A 13,892-nucleotide genomic window follows, 5' to 3' on the forward strand; every position below is an offset into this window, starting at 1 on the left:
GATTCGTTGCGCGTTACCTGTGAAGCCATTGTAACAAACAAAAAGGCTAGCGCAAACTAGCCTTTTTGCCAAATGGATTCTTATGGAATTGCGTGCCGGAGCCGATTATTCGGCCGGCGTTTCCGGTACGACGATTTCGCCGTTCTTGATCTTGTCGCTGAACTCTTGCACCTTCGCGAGCACGTCCGCCGGAACGTTCGGGTTGTTCTCCGGAAGGCCCACGCCGTTCTCCGCGATGCCGAGGTTCACGATGCCCGGCGCGAAAGTGCCGTCTACGAGCGATTGGGATACCGTCTGCATCGCTTGGTCGACGCGCTTCATCATCGACGTCAGCGTAATTTCGTTGCCGAACGTGATCGACTGATCTTTGTCTACGCCGATAACCCAGACGTTCTTGCCTGCGGCCTTTTGCTCTTGCGCTTCGTTAAATACGCCGTCGCCCGTCGCGCCGGCCGCGTGGAAGATGATGTCCGCGCCTTGGTTATACATCGTCGCTGCAGCGGCTTTCCCTTGGTCGGCCGCCGCGAAGGAGCCCGTGTAGTTCTCGATGACTTCCGCGTCCGGATTGACGGCTTCGATTCCTGCGCGGAAGCCCGCTTCGAAACGCTGGATGACCGGGATGTCGATGCCGCCGACGAAGCCGATCTTGTTCGACTCGGTCATGAGACCCGCGACGACGCCGACGAGGAAGGCGCCCTCATGCTCTTTGAACGTTACGGATGCGACGTTCGGAGCGTCGACGACGCCGTCGATGATCGCGAATTTCGCGTCCGGGTTTTGGTTCGCGACTTCGAGCATCGCGTCTTGAAGCAGGAAGCCGATCCCCCAGATCAGGTCCCAGCCTTCTTGCACGAATTGGTTCAGGTTCGGGATGTAGTCCGAATCTTGCGCGGACTGCAAGTAGTTGTATTCAACGCCGGATGCGTCCCCGAACGCCTTCAAGCCTTCCCAAGCGGACTGGTTGAACGAGTTGTCGTTGACGCCGCCGAAGTCCGTAACCATGCCGATCTTTACGTCGCTCTTCGCCGGTTCTTCGGCTGCAGGAGCTTCGGCTGCCGGCGTTTCGGCCGCAGGCGTTTCGTCCGCCGGCGGTTCGGCGTTGCCGCCGCCGCAAGCCGCGAGCATCGTCGCCGCGAGCGTGAAAATCATCGTAAGCGATAGCCATTTTTTCATTGAAACCATTACCCCCGTTTTAGAAAATATGAAAATTTTGGTTAAGCACATGAGTTGGAGTCGTTCTCGGAAAAGCTACCTACATGATTCGCCGCTATGTAAGCAATTATGCGAAAAAGAGTGGTTCACACCTCCTGATTCGATGGTAATGCAATGGGAACAACAATGATTTGTACAGTGGTTATTATACTATACATTTTTTCTTTTACAAGAACGGAAAGTCGACAGCATTCGAGAAAAAAATAAGGGAAAATACGTACAATCATCGTTAAACTTTCAGGAACGTTCGCCTTTTCCCTATTTTCGACTCGCAATTGACCTGTGGTTAGTCTCGGCGGCGCAAAAAACGCCCCGGAAAGCCTACGCGTTCACGTCAGGCGCATGTCATTCAAGGCGGATTCGTGAACGTTATTCTCTGCGGAACAAGCCCATGACGCCTACCGTCTCGACCATATTGACGAACGCGTTCGGGTCGATGTCCCGCACCGTCTTGAGCAATCCTTGGAGCTCGTAACGCGTCGTAACCGTCATGAGCATATGGTTCTCGCTCTGGGAATATCCGCCCTGCGTCTTGATGACGGTGACGCCGCGCGGGACGGACAGCAGCTTCGCGAGCATCTCGTCTTTCTTGGTCGAGACGATGAACGCCGTAATTTTCACATGCCTCGTATGCACGACGTCGATCACCTTGCCGGTGACAAAGATCGAGACGGTCGAATATAATGCCAAATCCCAATTGCGTTCCATGAGCCCTAGCGCGACGATGACGACCCCGTTGAGTCCGAATAGAAATTCGCCTAACGGGAAATCGTACTTGCGCAGCACGATAGAGCCGATGATATCGAAGCCGCCCGTCGAACCTCCCGCGCGGAACGACAAGCCCGTGCCGATGCCGACGAGGACGCCGCCGAAGACGGATGCGATCGTCGGGTCCTGATTGAACCGGGCCTCGGGGATCAGCTGCATCGCGACGACCGTCGCGACGACGGAGAGGAAGCTGAGGACGACGAAGCGCTTGCCGATGAGCACCCACCCCCAAATAAAAAGGGGCAGATTTAACACAAGATATAACCATCCGATATTCCAATGCGCAACGTATCCGATCAGCATGGAGATGCCGGACACTCCGCCGCTTAGCAGCTGGTGGGGGATCAGGAATCCGTTGAAACCTGCCGCGATCAGGACGGCCCCGCCGATGATGGAGAGGCACTCCCGCACCGTTCTTGCCCGTGTCGTCACTTGAATGTCACCTCTAGAATTATTATGAGACGTTTCCCATTTCGCCAAACTGGAAATGAAAACTTTTCATATGCTATAATAGGGGTTATATTCTTAAGTGCGCTAGTATTTTCCGCATAGGGAAAATGCTTTTTTTTCGGGTAGTGTGCCCGGTCTAATGGAAATTCGGCTCGAGGGAGAAGTACCTGCGTGTCTGGTCTGAAGCGGCTTAAGAGTATCGTTCGCAGACCATATTGGTAAAGGAGTTTGAAGCAAATTTGAAAACGTTCAGCGAATTCGGCCTGGAGGCGAAAGTCCTTAGGGCCATCACGGAGATGGGGTTCGAGGAGTCGACCCCGATCCAGGAGAAGGCGATCCCGATCGCGCTCGAAGGCCGCGACTTGATCGGTCAAGCGCAAACCGGTACGGGGAAGACGGCGGCGTTCGCCATCCCGCTCATCCAGTCCATCGACCCGTCCGAAGAGAAGGTCGCCGCGCTCATCATGTGCCCGACGCGGGAGCTCGCCATCCAGGTCGCCGACGAAATCGGCAAGCTGGCGCGATTCAAGGGAATTAACACGCTGCCGATCTACGGCGGTCAAGACATCGGCCGGCAAATCCGGGCGCTCAAGAAGCGGCCGGGACCGCAGATCGTCATCGGTACGCCGGGTCGTCTGCAGGACCATATTAATCGGAAAACGCTCAAGCTCGACGACGTCCGATTCGTCGTGCTCGACGAAGCCGACGAGATGCTCGACATGGGCTTCTTGGAGGACATCCAAGCGATCCTTACGTCCGTTCCTGAAGAGCGTCATACGATGCTGTTTTCGGCGACGATGCCGTCGAACATTCAGCGACTCGCGCAGCAGTTCCTGAAAAATCCGGAGCACGTCTCGGTCGTTCCGAAGCAAGTGAGCGCGCCGCTCATCCAGCAGTCTTACATCGAGGTGCACGAGCGCGGTAAATTCGACGCGCTGTGCCGCTTGCTCGACATGGAGTCGCCGGAGCTCGCGATCATCTTCGGCCGGACGAAGCGCCGCGTCGACGAGTTGTCCGAGGCGCTGCAGAAGCGCGGTTACTCCGCGGACGGCCTGCACGGCGACCTGTCCCAGAACATGCGCGACGCGGTCATGCGGAAGTTCCGCGACGGCAGCATCGACGTGCTCGTGGCGACGGACGTCGCGGCGCGAGGCCTCGACGTCTCGGGCGTGACGCACGTCATCAATTTCGATTTGCCGCAGGATCCTGAATCGTATGTGCACCGGATCGGCCGTACGGGCCGCGCCGGCAAGGAAGGCACCGCTTGGTCGTTCGTCACGCCTCGCGAGATCGACCACCTGCACTTCATCGAGAAGATTACGCGCCATAAGATTCCGAAGCGGAACGTGCCGACGATCGCCGAGGCGATCGAGGGCAAGCAGAAGATCGTCGCGGAGCGCATCCTTGAAATCGTGCAAAACGAAGACTTCAACGAGTTCAAGGGCACGGCGATTCAAATGCTGGAGCAATTCGACAGCGTGCACTTGATCGCGGCGGCGATGAAGCTGCTCACGGGCGGCGAGAAGAAAGACGTCGAAGTCGCGCTTACGCCGGAAGATCCGATTCGCGCGAAGAAGCGCAAGCCGGACGTTCGCGGCTCCGGTCGCCGCGTAGGCGGCGGGTACGGCGGCGGCGGTTATGGCGGTCGAAGCGGCGGCGAGCGTCGCTACGGCAGCGGTGGTGGCGGCGGCGGTGGCGGCGAGCGTCGTTACGGCGGCGACCGCGGCGGGTACGGCGGCGGCAGCGGCGGCGGCGATCGCGGCGGCTATGGCGGCGGCAGCAGCCGGAACAGCGGCAACGGCGGGTACGGCGACCGTCCGAACTACGGCGGCCGTCGTCCGGTCGGCGCAGGCACGCGTTCCCGCAGCGACGACGGCGGCGGGGATCAGTAAGAAGCAGCGAACGAAACCGCTCCGGGGTTGTCCGGGGCGGTTTCTTTTCCGCTTTTTCGGACATTCCCTTGTGACTCGCCCTTCACGAAGTGTATGATAGAAGAAAACTTGGCAGGAGAGGTTGCTACGTGGAATTTCGCGGACTGATGGGCGGGTTTTATCGCATCTCGGAGTGGATCATGCGCTTGTCGGTGACCAACGTATTGTGGATTGTAACGGCGTTCCCTGTATTTTTCTTCGTGCTGAACTTGTTCGTCGCGACGGACGAGCAGCAGGTTCAGGCGTTCTTGCTGGCGATCGCCGTTCTCGCGCCGTTCACGCTGTTTCCGTCGACGTCCGCGATGTTCGCGCTCGCGCGCAAGTGGGTGACGGGGGACGGAGACGTGCCGCTGCTGAAGACGTTCTTCCGGTCGTATAAAGAGAATTACCTGCAGAGCATGATCGGCGGCTTGTTTTTTATGGTGCTGCTCACCGTCCTGTTTTTCAATTTCCGCTTCTATGCGGGACAGACCGGGTATACCGGACTGTTGGCGTACTTGTTCATCGCGCTGACGGTCATGGCGTTCCTCGCGGTGTTCAACTTCTTCTGCATCATCGTGCATCTGCATATGAAGACGCTTCAATTAATCAAGAACGCGCTGCTTATTACGATCGGTCAACCGGTTCGCACGATACTGATCGGCGTCTCGAACGTCGTCGTGTTGTACATCAGCATTTTCCAATTCACGTTCCTGTTGCCGTTCTTCACGGGCAGCCTGATCGCCATCGTGACGTTCTGGCACTTCCACAACGGCTTCCGCAAGATCATGACGAAGCAGGAAGAGCTCGAGGCGAAGCGCGCGGAACAGGCGGAACAAGCGGCTGCGGAAGCCGATGCAGAGGACGGTCAAGCCAGCCGGTAAATTCGAGCGAAAGTACCGGGATGTTCCGTTTACTTTCCCTTCGGATAGGGATATAATAAAGCTACAACAAAACAGCCTGCGATGTACGTTACGGAATATTTGTTTTGAACCAATGATTGTTTCCCGGGAGTCTCATATGGTCGTCGTGGCTGGCATGCCCTCGCGAAGGGACGTCAAAAGCGCGCTGCGGACACCCACCTGCGATAGCAGGTTTCGAAACAGATTTCCAACGGCATAGGCGGGTTTTTTTGTACCCGAAATCATGCATACGTTCGTCCGATTTTTACATACTAAGGGGACGACAGCATGACTCGGGAGGCGGAACTGATGAAGGAACAGGAACGTTCGCGGCGGCCGAGAGGCCGCCTTTTTTGGTTGGCGAAGGCGGCGATGTGCGCCGCGCTGCTCGCGACCGGCGTCGCCGTCGCTCCGCAGCCGATTCTTTCGTTCGCGGAATGGTATTGGATCATGGAACAGGGCGATACCGGGGACGATGTCGCAGAGCTGCAGTCCCGGCTGCGGTTCCTGGGATTTTATGGAGGGATCGTCGACGGCAGCTTCGGCAGCGGTACGCGCAGGGCGGTCGTCGGGTTCCAACGGGAGTTCGGCTTGCCGGCGGACGGACGCGTCGGCCCGCAGACGAAGTTGAAGCTCGGCAACGCGACGAAGGGGTGGAACTCTTCGTACCTCGCCGAATACGCCGCCGGGGGCGGGGCGCCGAAGCGCAATGCGAGCGCCGGGTCGCTGACGAGGTCGACGTCCGGTTTCAGCCGGGAGGACTTGATGATTCTCGCGCGAACGGTCCACGGGGAAGCGCGCGGGGAGCCGTACGAAGGGCAGGTCGCCGTCGCCGCCGTCGTGCTCAACCGCATCGGCAATGCCGCGTTCCCGAACACGATCTCGGGCGTCGTCTTCCAGCCCGGGGCGTTCACCGCGGTCGACGACGGACAAATTTGGCTCGAGCCGAACGAGTCGGCGTTCAAGGCGGTGAATGACGCGCTGAACGGCTGGGATCCGTCCGGCGGCGCGTTGTATTATTTCAATCCGGTGACCGCGACGTCGAAGTGGATTTGGAGCCGCCCGCAGATTAAGCAGATCGGCAAACACATTTTCTGCATGTAGCGCTGTCTCTTGTCGACGTTCGTCGCCGAATTTTTTCCGGATTCCGGTTTGCCGGATCGTGCCAAGTAGTGGTAAGATGGTTAGAGTAGTTTGGCAACGGGTGCGGAGAACCAAGGGGGGAACGGTTTTGTTAAAGAGAACGCTCATCGGACTGATCCGCAGTCACGAGCAGACGGGGGAGAAAGCGACCCGGCCGGAACTGAAGACGAGGTACTATAAGCTGTCTCGCGATAAGCTGTGGGAAGAGGTCATCTCGATCCTCAAGAAGAAACCGGGGTATAAACTGCTGCATGAGGTGAAGAACGTCGGGGAGATCGTGCTCGAGAAGCGAACGGTCACCGGACGGGTGCAGGATATCACGTTGACGGTATTTTCGCTCAACCCGCTGAAATCCGCCATCGACATCTATTCGGCGTCGCGCGGCTCGCTCGGCGATCTCGGCTCGAACTACCGTACGATCCTGGACATCTTCAAGTCGATCGACGCGAAGCTGAAGGAACATAAAATCAACCAGTAAGAGGGCTGCGGCCCTTCTTTTTTTTGCGCACCAAAAAACCGCCCCGCGAACGGGACGGTTTCGGTTTGCTTTATTGCAGCGCGCGAACGGCTTCCAACGCCGCTTCGTAATTCGGATGCTCGGTCATCTCGGACAAGTATTCGACGTAAGCGATCTTGTCGTTCTGGTCGATGACGAAGATCGAACGCATCAAGAGGCGCAGCTCCTTGATATGTACGCCGTACGCGTCGCCGAAGGAGACGTTCTTGTAATCCGACAGCATCGTCACTTTATCGATGCCGGCGCTGCCGCACCAGCGGCCTTGCGCCATCGGCAGGTCGTTGGAGATCGTAATGACGACGACATTGTCGCCGAGCTTCGACGCTTCTTCGTTGAAGCGGCGCGTCTGCGCGTCGCACACGCCGGTGTCGATCGAAGGAACGACGCTGATGAGCTTGATTTTACCCGCGAAATCCTTCAGGGATGCAGATTCGACGAGACTTTTATTTACGGTGAAATCGGGAGCTTGTTCGCCCGCTTTCAATTCGGGACCCACCAACGTCAGCGGGTTGCCCTTCAGCGTAGCTACTCCGGTTCTTTCGATTGCCATTTCATAATTCCTCCTCATCGACATTTCTTGTAAACACCTTTTATATTATATAATGGTGGGAAAGGCAAAGTCCAACGACGGGAGAGGAGCCGATACGCCTTATGTTTCTTAGGTACGAGAGCTTTCGCGAATATATTCGGTTTTATCCCGTAAACACGATCATACTGGCGATTTGCGTCGCGGCGCATGTCGGATTCGCCGTCGCAGCGTCGGCGTACGGCGTTCCGGCGTCCATCTTGAAGCAAATTTTCGGCGGATTTTTGAAGATTCCGGCGGAGGGCGTCGTGCCTGAATACTGGCGATACGTGTCGTCGGCGTTCCTGCATGCCGACTTCGGCCATCTTCTGTTCAACGGCTTCGCGATTTTCGTCTTCGCTCCGCCGCTGGAACGGGCGCTCGGACCGATGCGGTACGCGGTGTTGTTTTTATTTTCCGCGGTCATGGGCAACATCTTCACGAACTTGTACGCCGGCGAAGTGTTTTCCCTCGGCGCCAGCGGCGCCGTCTACGGCATCTTCGGCGCATACGTTTACTACATGATCTTCCATCGCAGAGCGATGGATCCGCAGTCGAAGAAGACGATCCAGACGATCCTGATCGTTGGCGTCGTCTACTCCATCGTCGTGCCTCACGTGAATCTGTACGCGCACTTGGGCGGATTCGTCGGCGGGCTGCTACTGAACGGGTTGTACACCAAGGTGTTGCAAGGACGGTATCGCTGACATGGAGCTACGACAATTGCAATACTTCATTACGGTGGCGCGCCTCGAGCACGTGACGCACGCCGCGGAGTCGCTGCGCGTCGCGCAGTCCGCGGTCAGCCGGCAGATCCATCAGCTCGAGGAGGAGCTCGGCGTGGCGCTGTTCACGCCGAAGGGGCGGAACCTGCAGCTGACGCCGGCCGGCAAGCTGTTCATGAGCCGCGCGGAGACGATTCTAACCGATCTCGATCGGGCGGTGCTCGATTTGCAGGAGTTCATGAACCCGGAGGCGGGCGAAATCCGCATCGGCTTCCCGCACAGCCTCGGCATCCATCTGCTGCCGAGCGTCATCGCGGAATATCGAGCGGAGCATCCGAACGTGAAATTCGTGCTGAAGCAAGGCACGTATCACGTGCTCATTCGGGAACTGCTCGAGGGAGAGATCGACCTCGCCTTCATCTCCCCGTTCCCGAAGGAGCGCGAGGACGTGGAAGGGGAGCTGCTGCTGACGGAGGAGCTGAAGGTCATTCTGCCGAGCAGTCACCTGCTGTCGCGTCACACGACGATTCGACTGGAGCAGCTGAAGGACGACTCGTTCGTCATGTTCAGCGAGAGCTATTCGCTGCGTTCGATCGTGCTGGAAGCGTGCCGGAAAGCAGGGTTCACACCCCGCGTAGGCTTCGAGGGCGAAGAGATGGATACGATCCGCGGACTCGTGGCCGCCGGCCTCGGCGTCAGTCTGCTGCCCGAGATGGCGCTCATCGAGACGAGCCCCATGATGCCGGTGAGCGTGCGGGTGACGGAGCCGCAGGTGCTGCGCACGATCGGACTGATTCGCAGGCGCGGGGAGAAGCTGCCGCTCGTCGCCGAAGCGTTCCGCAATTTCGTCATCCGACATATGGATACCAAAAGCCGTCTTCCTTAATAAAAAAGAACGGTGACCCGATCGGGGTCACCGTTTTTTAGCGAGGCGGCTTTTATTCGTCGTTGTTGCCGCCGAGGAAGATCATGACGAACTTCAACAGCTCGAGCAAGGAAATCAGCGCAGCGGCGACGTACGTCAGCGCGGCGGCGTTCAGCACCTTCGCGACGCCGCGTTCCTCTTCGTTCGAGATGAACCCTTCGGATACCATCAGTTCGCGGGCTCGGGAGCTGGCGTTAAATTCGACCGGCAGCGTGACGAGCTGGAACGCGACGGCGGCCGAGAAGAAGATGATGCCCACCAGCACGAGATTCATGGCTCCTAAGAGGAAGCCGGCGATCAGCAGCAGCGGCGCGACGCCCGACGTGAAATTCACGAGCGGGAACATGCGATGGCGAAGCACCAAGGCCGGATAAGAGTGCTGGTGCTGGATCGCGTGGCCGACCTCGTGGCAGGCGACGGATACGGCGGATACGGAGCTCTCGTAATACACCGGCTCGGACAACCGGACGACGCGGTGGATCGGGTCGTAGTGATCCGACAGCACGCCGCGGACCGGTTCGATCGGAACGTCGTGCAAGCCGTTGTTGTCGAGCATGCGCCGAGCCGCTTCGTATCCGGTCATGCCGCTGCTGATGCCGACGGACGACCACTTCTTGAACGTGCCCTTCACGCGGAACTGCGCCCAGATCGAGACGAAGAACGCGATGATGATCAGGAAATCCATGGGGTGGAAGAACATGACGTGAAACCCTCCGTTTCTAAAATATACAGTAGACTGACGACGACGGGACGCGGAATCGCCGGTTACATCAACGGACCCTTGCCGATCAACAACAGCAAAGCTTCGATGCATGCGGCCGTCTGGGGCGACAACGACTTCAACAGGTTGCGCGCTTGCTTGGGCTTCAGCTGCTCGAGAATCGGCGCGATCGCCTTCGCTTCGCGTTCGAGCTGCATCATGTGCAGCTGAAGCGCCGTTAGACGATCGGTCACGGCTTCCTCGGACGACACCTTCCCGTTCTTCAGCAGCAGATCTTTAATCTCTTCTAATGAAAGCTTCTGCTGCTTCAACCATTCGATACGTTTCAACTGCTGCAAGGTTTCGTTTCCGTACAGGCGATAATTGGTCGTGGAGCGTTCGGTCGGTTCGATCAGACCGATCTTCGTGTAGTAATCGATCGTACGAGGGCTTACCTCGCAGAGCGCAGCCAATTCCCCGATTTTGAAAAGCTTCTTATCCCCACCTGCATCACCTCGCACTAGAGAAAAGGTTATCTTACATTATTTCTATGATAACGAACCCGAAAGCATACAGTCAAACGTTATGGTTTCGAAAAGGCGGGACAAATTTGTGAACGACCCGGCCAAGCTCGAAATGTAAATTTACCTCACACATAAATTAGTTAACAGGGCATCAAATTAGCGCTTATGCTATCCATGTTAAGTTTTTTGTGATTTTGAAAAAAACTATTGTCATTGTAGTGCTTCCTGCTTATAATGACATTAAGGTTTTCAAAACGTGTTAGATTAATTAACACAAACGAGGAGTGGTCGCTGTGTTGAAAAAGGTACTGACTGCAGTTGGCGCGATGAGCGTATTGTTCCCGACGCTCGCTTTCGCGTCCGAGGGGCCGTCGAGCACGATGCTTGACATGGGTCTCAACACGATCTGGTTGATGTTATCTTTCATCTTAGTGCTTCTGATGCAGGGCGGGTTTATTCTTCTTGAGACGGGCTCCACTCGAATGAAGAACGCCGGCCACGTCGCAGGCAAGACGATCTTCACGGTCGGCCTCGGCACGCTGGTATTCTGGGCGGTCGGCTACGGCTTCATCTGGGGCGAAAACTCCAACGCCTTCTTCGCCACCGGCAGCTTCTTCTTCTCTCCGCCGATCGGCGCCGAAGAAGGATATCCGGCCTCCATCGACTTCCTGTTCCAGCTCGCGTTCGCGATGATCTCCTTGACGATCGCCTTCGGCGGCTTCGCGGAACGCGCCAAGCTGTCGGTGTACGTCTTGTTCTCGATCTTGTTCACGGCGTTGGTGTATCCGATCATCGCGCATTGGATCTGGGGCGGCGGCTGGTTGACGGGTCACAAGCAAGACTTCGCGGGTTCGACGGTCGTTCACTTGACGGGCGCCGCGGCCGCGCTCGCCGCGACGATGCTGCTCAAGCCGCGGATCGGCAAGTTCAACAAAGACGGTACGGCCAACGAAATTCACGGACACAACCAAGTGTTCACGGCCCTCGGCGTATTGCTCCTGTGGGTAGGTTGGTTCGGATTTAACGCGGGTTCGACGTTGTCCGTAGGCGACGGCTTCCTCGGTTATGTCGGCTTCACGACGATCATCGCGACGGGCGCAGGCGCCGTTGCGGCCATGTTCATCTCCTGGCTGTCCACGGGGAAAGCGGACATCACTACGACGCTGAACGGTACGCTCGCCGGCTTGGTCGCCATCACCGCGTCTTGCGCGTTCGTCGATCCTTGGGCGGCGGTCGTCATCGGCTTGATCGCAGGCGTATTGGTATACGGCAGCATGAAGATGTTCGAGAAGCTGAAGATCGACGATCCGATCTACGCGTTGTCCGTACACGGCGTCGTCGGCATCTGGGGCACGCTCTCCAACGGCATCTTCGCCTCCCCGGCGCTCGTCGAGCGCGTCGGCATCGGCGAAGCGGGTCTGATTTATTCGGGCAGCTTCAACCAGCTGTGGGTGCAATTGTACGGCGTCGTCGCATCCGGCGCATTCGCATTCATAGTATCTTACATTTTGCTCCTCATCATTAAAGCGATCGTCGGCCTCCGCGTCACGGAAGAGCAAGAGATCGTCGGTCTTGACCTCAGCGAACACGGCGTGTACGGTTATCCTGAGCAAATGAAGAAGACGTCCCTTAACGGCTGATTCGCCGGGAAGGTACGCGACGATTTCCACGACAAGGAGCTGGCGCCTGCATGCATCAATGGTTGGAAAAAGAGCGCGAAGCGTCGCAAGCGATGGCTTTGGCCGACCTGCGATCGCTCAGAGACGACGTCCACGATGCATTCGGCGCCGCTCCGACGGGCGGCGTCGAAGCGGCGGAGACGATCAACCGGCTGCACGACGCCTTCATCCGCAGAACGTTAGCCATTGCCGAAGAACGGGTTCGAGCGTCCTATCCGGGCGTTCCGCCCGTTTCTTCGTTTGCGGTATTGCTCTTCGGGAGCGGAGGAAGGAAAGAGCAGACGCTGTGGAGCGATCAGGATAACGGGATCGTCTACGAGCCGAAGTCGGGCGCCGATCCCGCGGAGGCGGAACGATACATGGACGAGCTCGGCGCGGCGTTCCGCGCTTCGCTCGAGACGGTCGGATACCCGCCTTGCGAAGGCGACGTGCTCGTTACGAATCCGGCCTGGCGCCGCACGACGACCGCCTGGCGGGAGACGCTGCATTCTTGGATCGAGACGCCGGAGTTCGAGACGGTGAGGCATCTGTTGATCTTGGCCGACGCGCGACCGATCTACGGCAACGAATTTCTCGCGTCCGCGCTGCGAACCGAACTCGCGAGCCGGATCGAGGCGCATCGTTCGACGATATTGCCGCGCATGGTGCAGAACACGCTGCGTTATAAGGTACTGGTCGGGTTCTTGGGCAATCTGCTGACGGAGCCGTATGGGGAGGACGCCGGCGGCATCGACATCAAATACGGCGCTTACATCCCGATGGTGAATGCGATCCGGCTGCTTTCCCTCGCGCATCGCATTCCGGCGACGTCGACGCTGGAGCGAATCGACGCGCTCGCGAAGTGCGAAGGGATGCGGCCCGATTCGGTTCGGGATTGGAAGGAGGCGTTCCGCACGGTGCTGAAGTTCCGGGCGTTGACGCCGTTCCGCATCGAGGACGGCAAGTATACGACGAGAGGCGTCTTATCCGCGAAGCTGCTCACGAAAGACGTGAAGCGAGAGTTGAAGGACGCCTTGCGCGTCGGCGCGGAGCTGCAGCGCAAGGTGAAGAAGACGTTCGGTACGGAGGGGCATCTATGAAGGATCAGAATCGACCCCCGACGGGCATGTGGTCTCTGTATAAGATGGGCGGCATCACGCCGGCGATCAACTCCGTCTTTAACCCGCAGAACGCGCAGCAGATGGCGTTCCTTCGGCAGGTCATGAAGCGGCAGCGGAAGGACTTCATTATGGAGACGCCGTTATCCGAGGTCGAGGTCGTCGTGTTCGACCTCGAGACGACGGGGTTCCATGCGGGCGGCGGCGACGAAATTTTATCGTTCGGGGCGATCGCGGTGAAGGGCGCCGAAATCCGGGAGCAGGAGACGTTCTATACGCTCGTCAACCCGGAGCGCTCGATTCCGCCGAACATCGAGACGCTGACGGGCATTACGGCGGACGACGTGCGCGAAGCGCCGAGCGTGATGGAAGGACTGCGACGGTTTTTCGAATTCGTGGATCGGCGCATTCTCGTGGCGCATGCGTCTGCGCACGACAAGCAGTTCTTGAATGCTGCGTTGTGGCGAACCTCGAAGGTGCACATGACGCATCGCGTGCTGGACACGATCATGATCGCGAAGTGGCTGGAGCCGAAGCGCCAGGACTACTCGCTGGACGCGCTGCTCGAGGAGCATGGCATCCCGGTTACGACCCGCCACCACGCGTTGGAGGATTCCCGCATGACCGCGCAGCTGTGGGTGTCGTTTCTAAGTCGCGTGCGGGACCGGAACATCCATACGCTCGGGGAATTATACGCGTATTTGAGCCAAACGTAAGATGTTCGATAACGAAAACGGAGCCCCTCCACGTCGATCTCGGCCGAGGAAGGGCTCTG

General features: G+C 58.1%; 14 protein-coding genes and 1 other RNA gene. 10 read left to right on the top strand and 5 right to left on the bottom strand.

The window, feature by feature from the left end; genetic code table 11:
- Positions 1–105: 105 nt before the first annotated feature.
- Both RIN49_RS10745 and RIN49_RS10750 read right to left on the bottom strand, forming a co-directional pair.
- Positions 106–1,173, bottom strand: a complete 1,068-nt coding sequence (locus RIN49_RS10745) for a BMP family lipoprotein (protein WP_309120167.1) — start codon at positions 1,171–1,173, stop codon at positions 106–108.
- Positions 1,174–1,581: 408 nt separating this feature from the next.
- Complete coding sequence (locus RIN49_RS10750) at positions 1,582–2,412, bottom strand: YitT family protein (protein ID WP_309120168.1); 831 nt, start codon at positions 2,410–2,412, stop codon at positions 1,582–1,584.
- A 257-nt stretch (positions 2,413–2,669) separates the two neighbouring features.
- Here RIN49_RS10750 and cshA point away from each other — a divergent pair, with 257 nt between their 5' ends.
- The 5 genes from cshA (at position 2,670) to RIN49_RS10775 (ending at position 6,863) form a co-directional block, all read left to right on the top strand.
- Positions 2,670–4,322 carry a degradosome RNA helicase CshA gene (gene cshA, locus RIN49_RS10755; protein WP_309120169.1) on the top strand — a complete coding sequence of 551 codons (1,653 nt, stop codon included), beginning with the start codon at positions 2,670–2,672 and terminating at the stop codon, positions 4,320–4,322.
- A gap of 128 nt (positions 4,323–4,450) precedes the next feature.
- Positions 4,451–5,224, top strand: coding sequence for a YesL family protein (locus RIN49_RS10760; protein WP_309120170.1), 774 nt, complete (start codon positions 4,451–4,453; stop codon positions 5,222–5,224).
- 70 nt (positions 5,225–5,294) lie between these two features.
- Positions 5,295–5,473, top strand: a non-coding RNA gene (ssrS, locus tag RIN49_RS10765) — 6S RNA.
- Between the two features lie 78 nt (positions 5,474–5,551).
- Complete coding sequence (sleB, locus tag RIN49_RS10770; RefSeq protein WP_375295234.1) at positions 5,552–6,346, top strand: spore cortex-lytic enzyme; 795 nt, start codon at positions 5,552–5,554, stop codon at positions 6,344–6,346.
- A 127-nt stretch (positions 6,347–6,473) separates the two neighbouring features.
- Positions 6,474–6,863 (top strand): DUF1499 domain-containing protein, encoded by a 390-nt coding sequence (locus tag RIN49_RS10775; RefSeq protein ID WP_309120171.1) that lies wholly within the window; start codon positions 6,474–6,476, stop codon positions 6,861–6,863.
- 70 nt (positions 6,864–6,933) lie between these two features.
- Here RIN49_RS10775 and tpx read toward each other — a convergent pair whose 3' ends face one another.
- Positions 6,934–7,452 carry a thiol peroxidase gene (gene tpx, locus RIN49_RS10780; RefSeq protein WP_309120172.1) on the bottom strand — a complete coding sequence of 173 codons (519 nt, stop codon included), beginning with the start codon at positions 7,450–7,452 and terminating at the stop codon, positions 6,934–6,936.
- A gap of 101 nt (positions 7,453–7,553) precedes the next feature.
- Between tpx and RIN49_RS10785 the strand changes: the two genes are divergently transcribed.
- Positions 7,554–8,174 carry a rhomboid family intramembrane serine protease gene (locus RIN49_RS10785; protein WP_309120173.1) on the top strand — a complete coding sequence of 207 codons (621 nt, stop codon included), beginning with the start codon at positions 7,554–7,556 and terminating at the stop codon, positions 8,172–8,174.
- Position 8,175: 1 nt separating this feature from the next.
- A complete protein-coding gene (gltC, locus tag RIN49_RS10790) occupies positions 8,176–9,078 on the top strand; it encodes a glutamate biosynthesis transcriptional regulator GltC (protein ID WP_309120174.1) in 903 nt (300 codons plus the stop codon).
- A gap of 52 nt (positions 9,079–9,130) precedes the next feature.
- Here gltC and RIN49_RS10795 read toward each other — a convergent pair whose 3' ends face one another.
- Together RIN49_RS10795 and RIN49_RS10800 are read right to left on the bottom strand one after the other, a co-directional pair.
- Entirely contained in the window at positions 9,131–9,817 is a 687-nt protein-coding gene (locus RIN49_RS10795; protein ID WP_309120175.1) for a zinc metallopeptidase, read from the bottom strand.
- Between the two features lie 65 nt (positions 9,818–9,882).
- Positions 9,883–10,338, bottom strand: coding sequence for a MerR family transcriptional regulator (locus tag RIN49_RS10800; RefSeq protein WP_138192169.1), 456 nt, complete (start codon positions 10,336–10,338; stop codon positions 9,883–9,885).
- Between the two features lie 296 nt (positions 10,339–10,634).
- On the opposite strand from RIN49_RS10800, the gene RIN49_RS10805 reads away from it, so the two are divergent.
- From RIN49_RS10805 to RIN49_RS10815, 3 genes are read left to right on the top strand one after another with little or no spacing between them, the layout of a single operon-like run.
- The gene (locus RIN49_RS10805) at positions 10,635–11,981 is read left to right on the top strand and encodes an ammonium transporter (protein ID WP_309120176.1); all 1,347 of its coding nucleotides are present in this window, start codon (positions 10,635–10,637) and stop codon (positions 11,979–11,981) included.
- 50 nt (positions 11,982–12,031) lie between these two features.
- Entirely contained in the window at positions 12,032–13,099 is a 1,068-nt protein-coding gene (locus RIN49_RS10810) for a DUF294 nucleotidyltransferase-like domain-containing protein (RefSeq protein WP_309120177.1), read from the top strand.
- Positions 13,096–13,833 (top strand): exonuclease domain-containing protein, encoded by a 738-nt coding sequence (locus RIN49_RS10815; protein ID WP_309120178.1) that lies wholly within the window; start codon positions 13,096–13,098, stop codon positions 13,831–13,833. The genes RIN49_RS10810 and RIN49_RS10815 overlap by 4 nt, the downstream gene beginning before the upstream one ends.
- Positions 13,834–13,892 lie beyond the last annotated feature (59 nt).

It is taken from the genome of Paenibacillus sp. (genome assembly GCF_031177825.1).
GTDB lineage: Bacteria > Bacillota > Bacilli > Paenibacillales > YIM-B00363 > Paenibacillus_AE.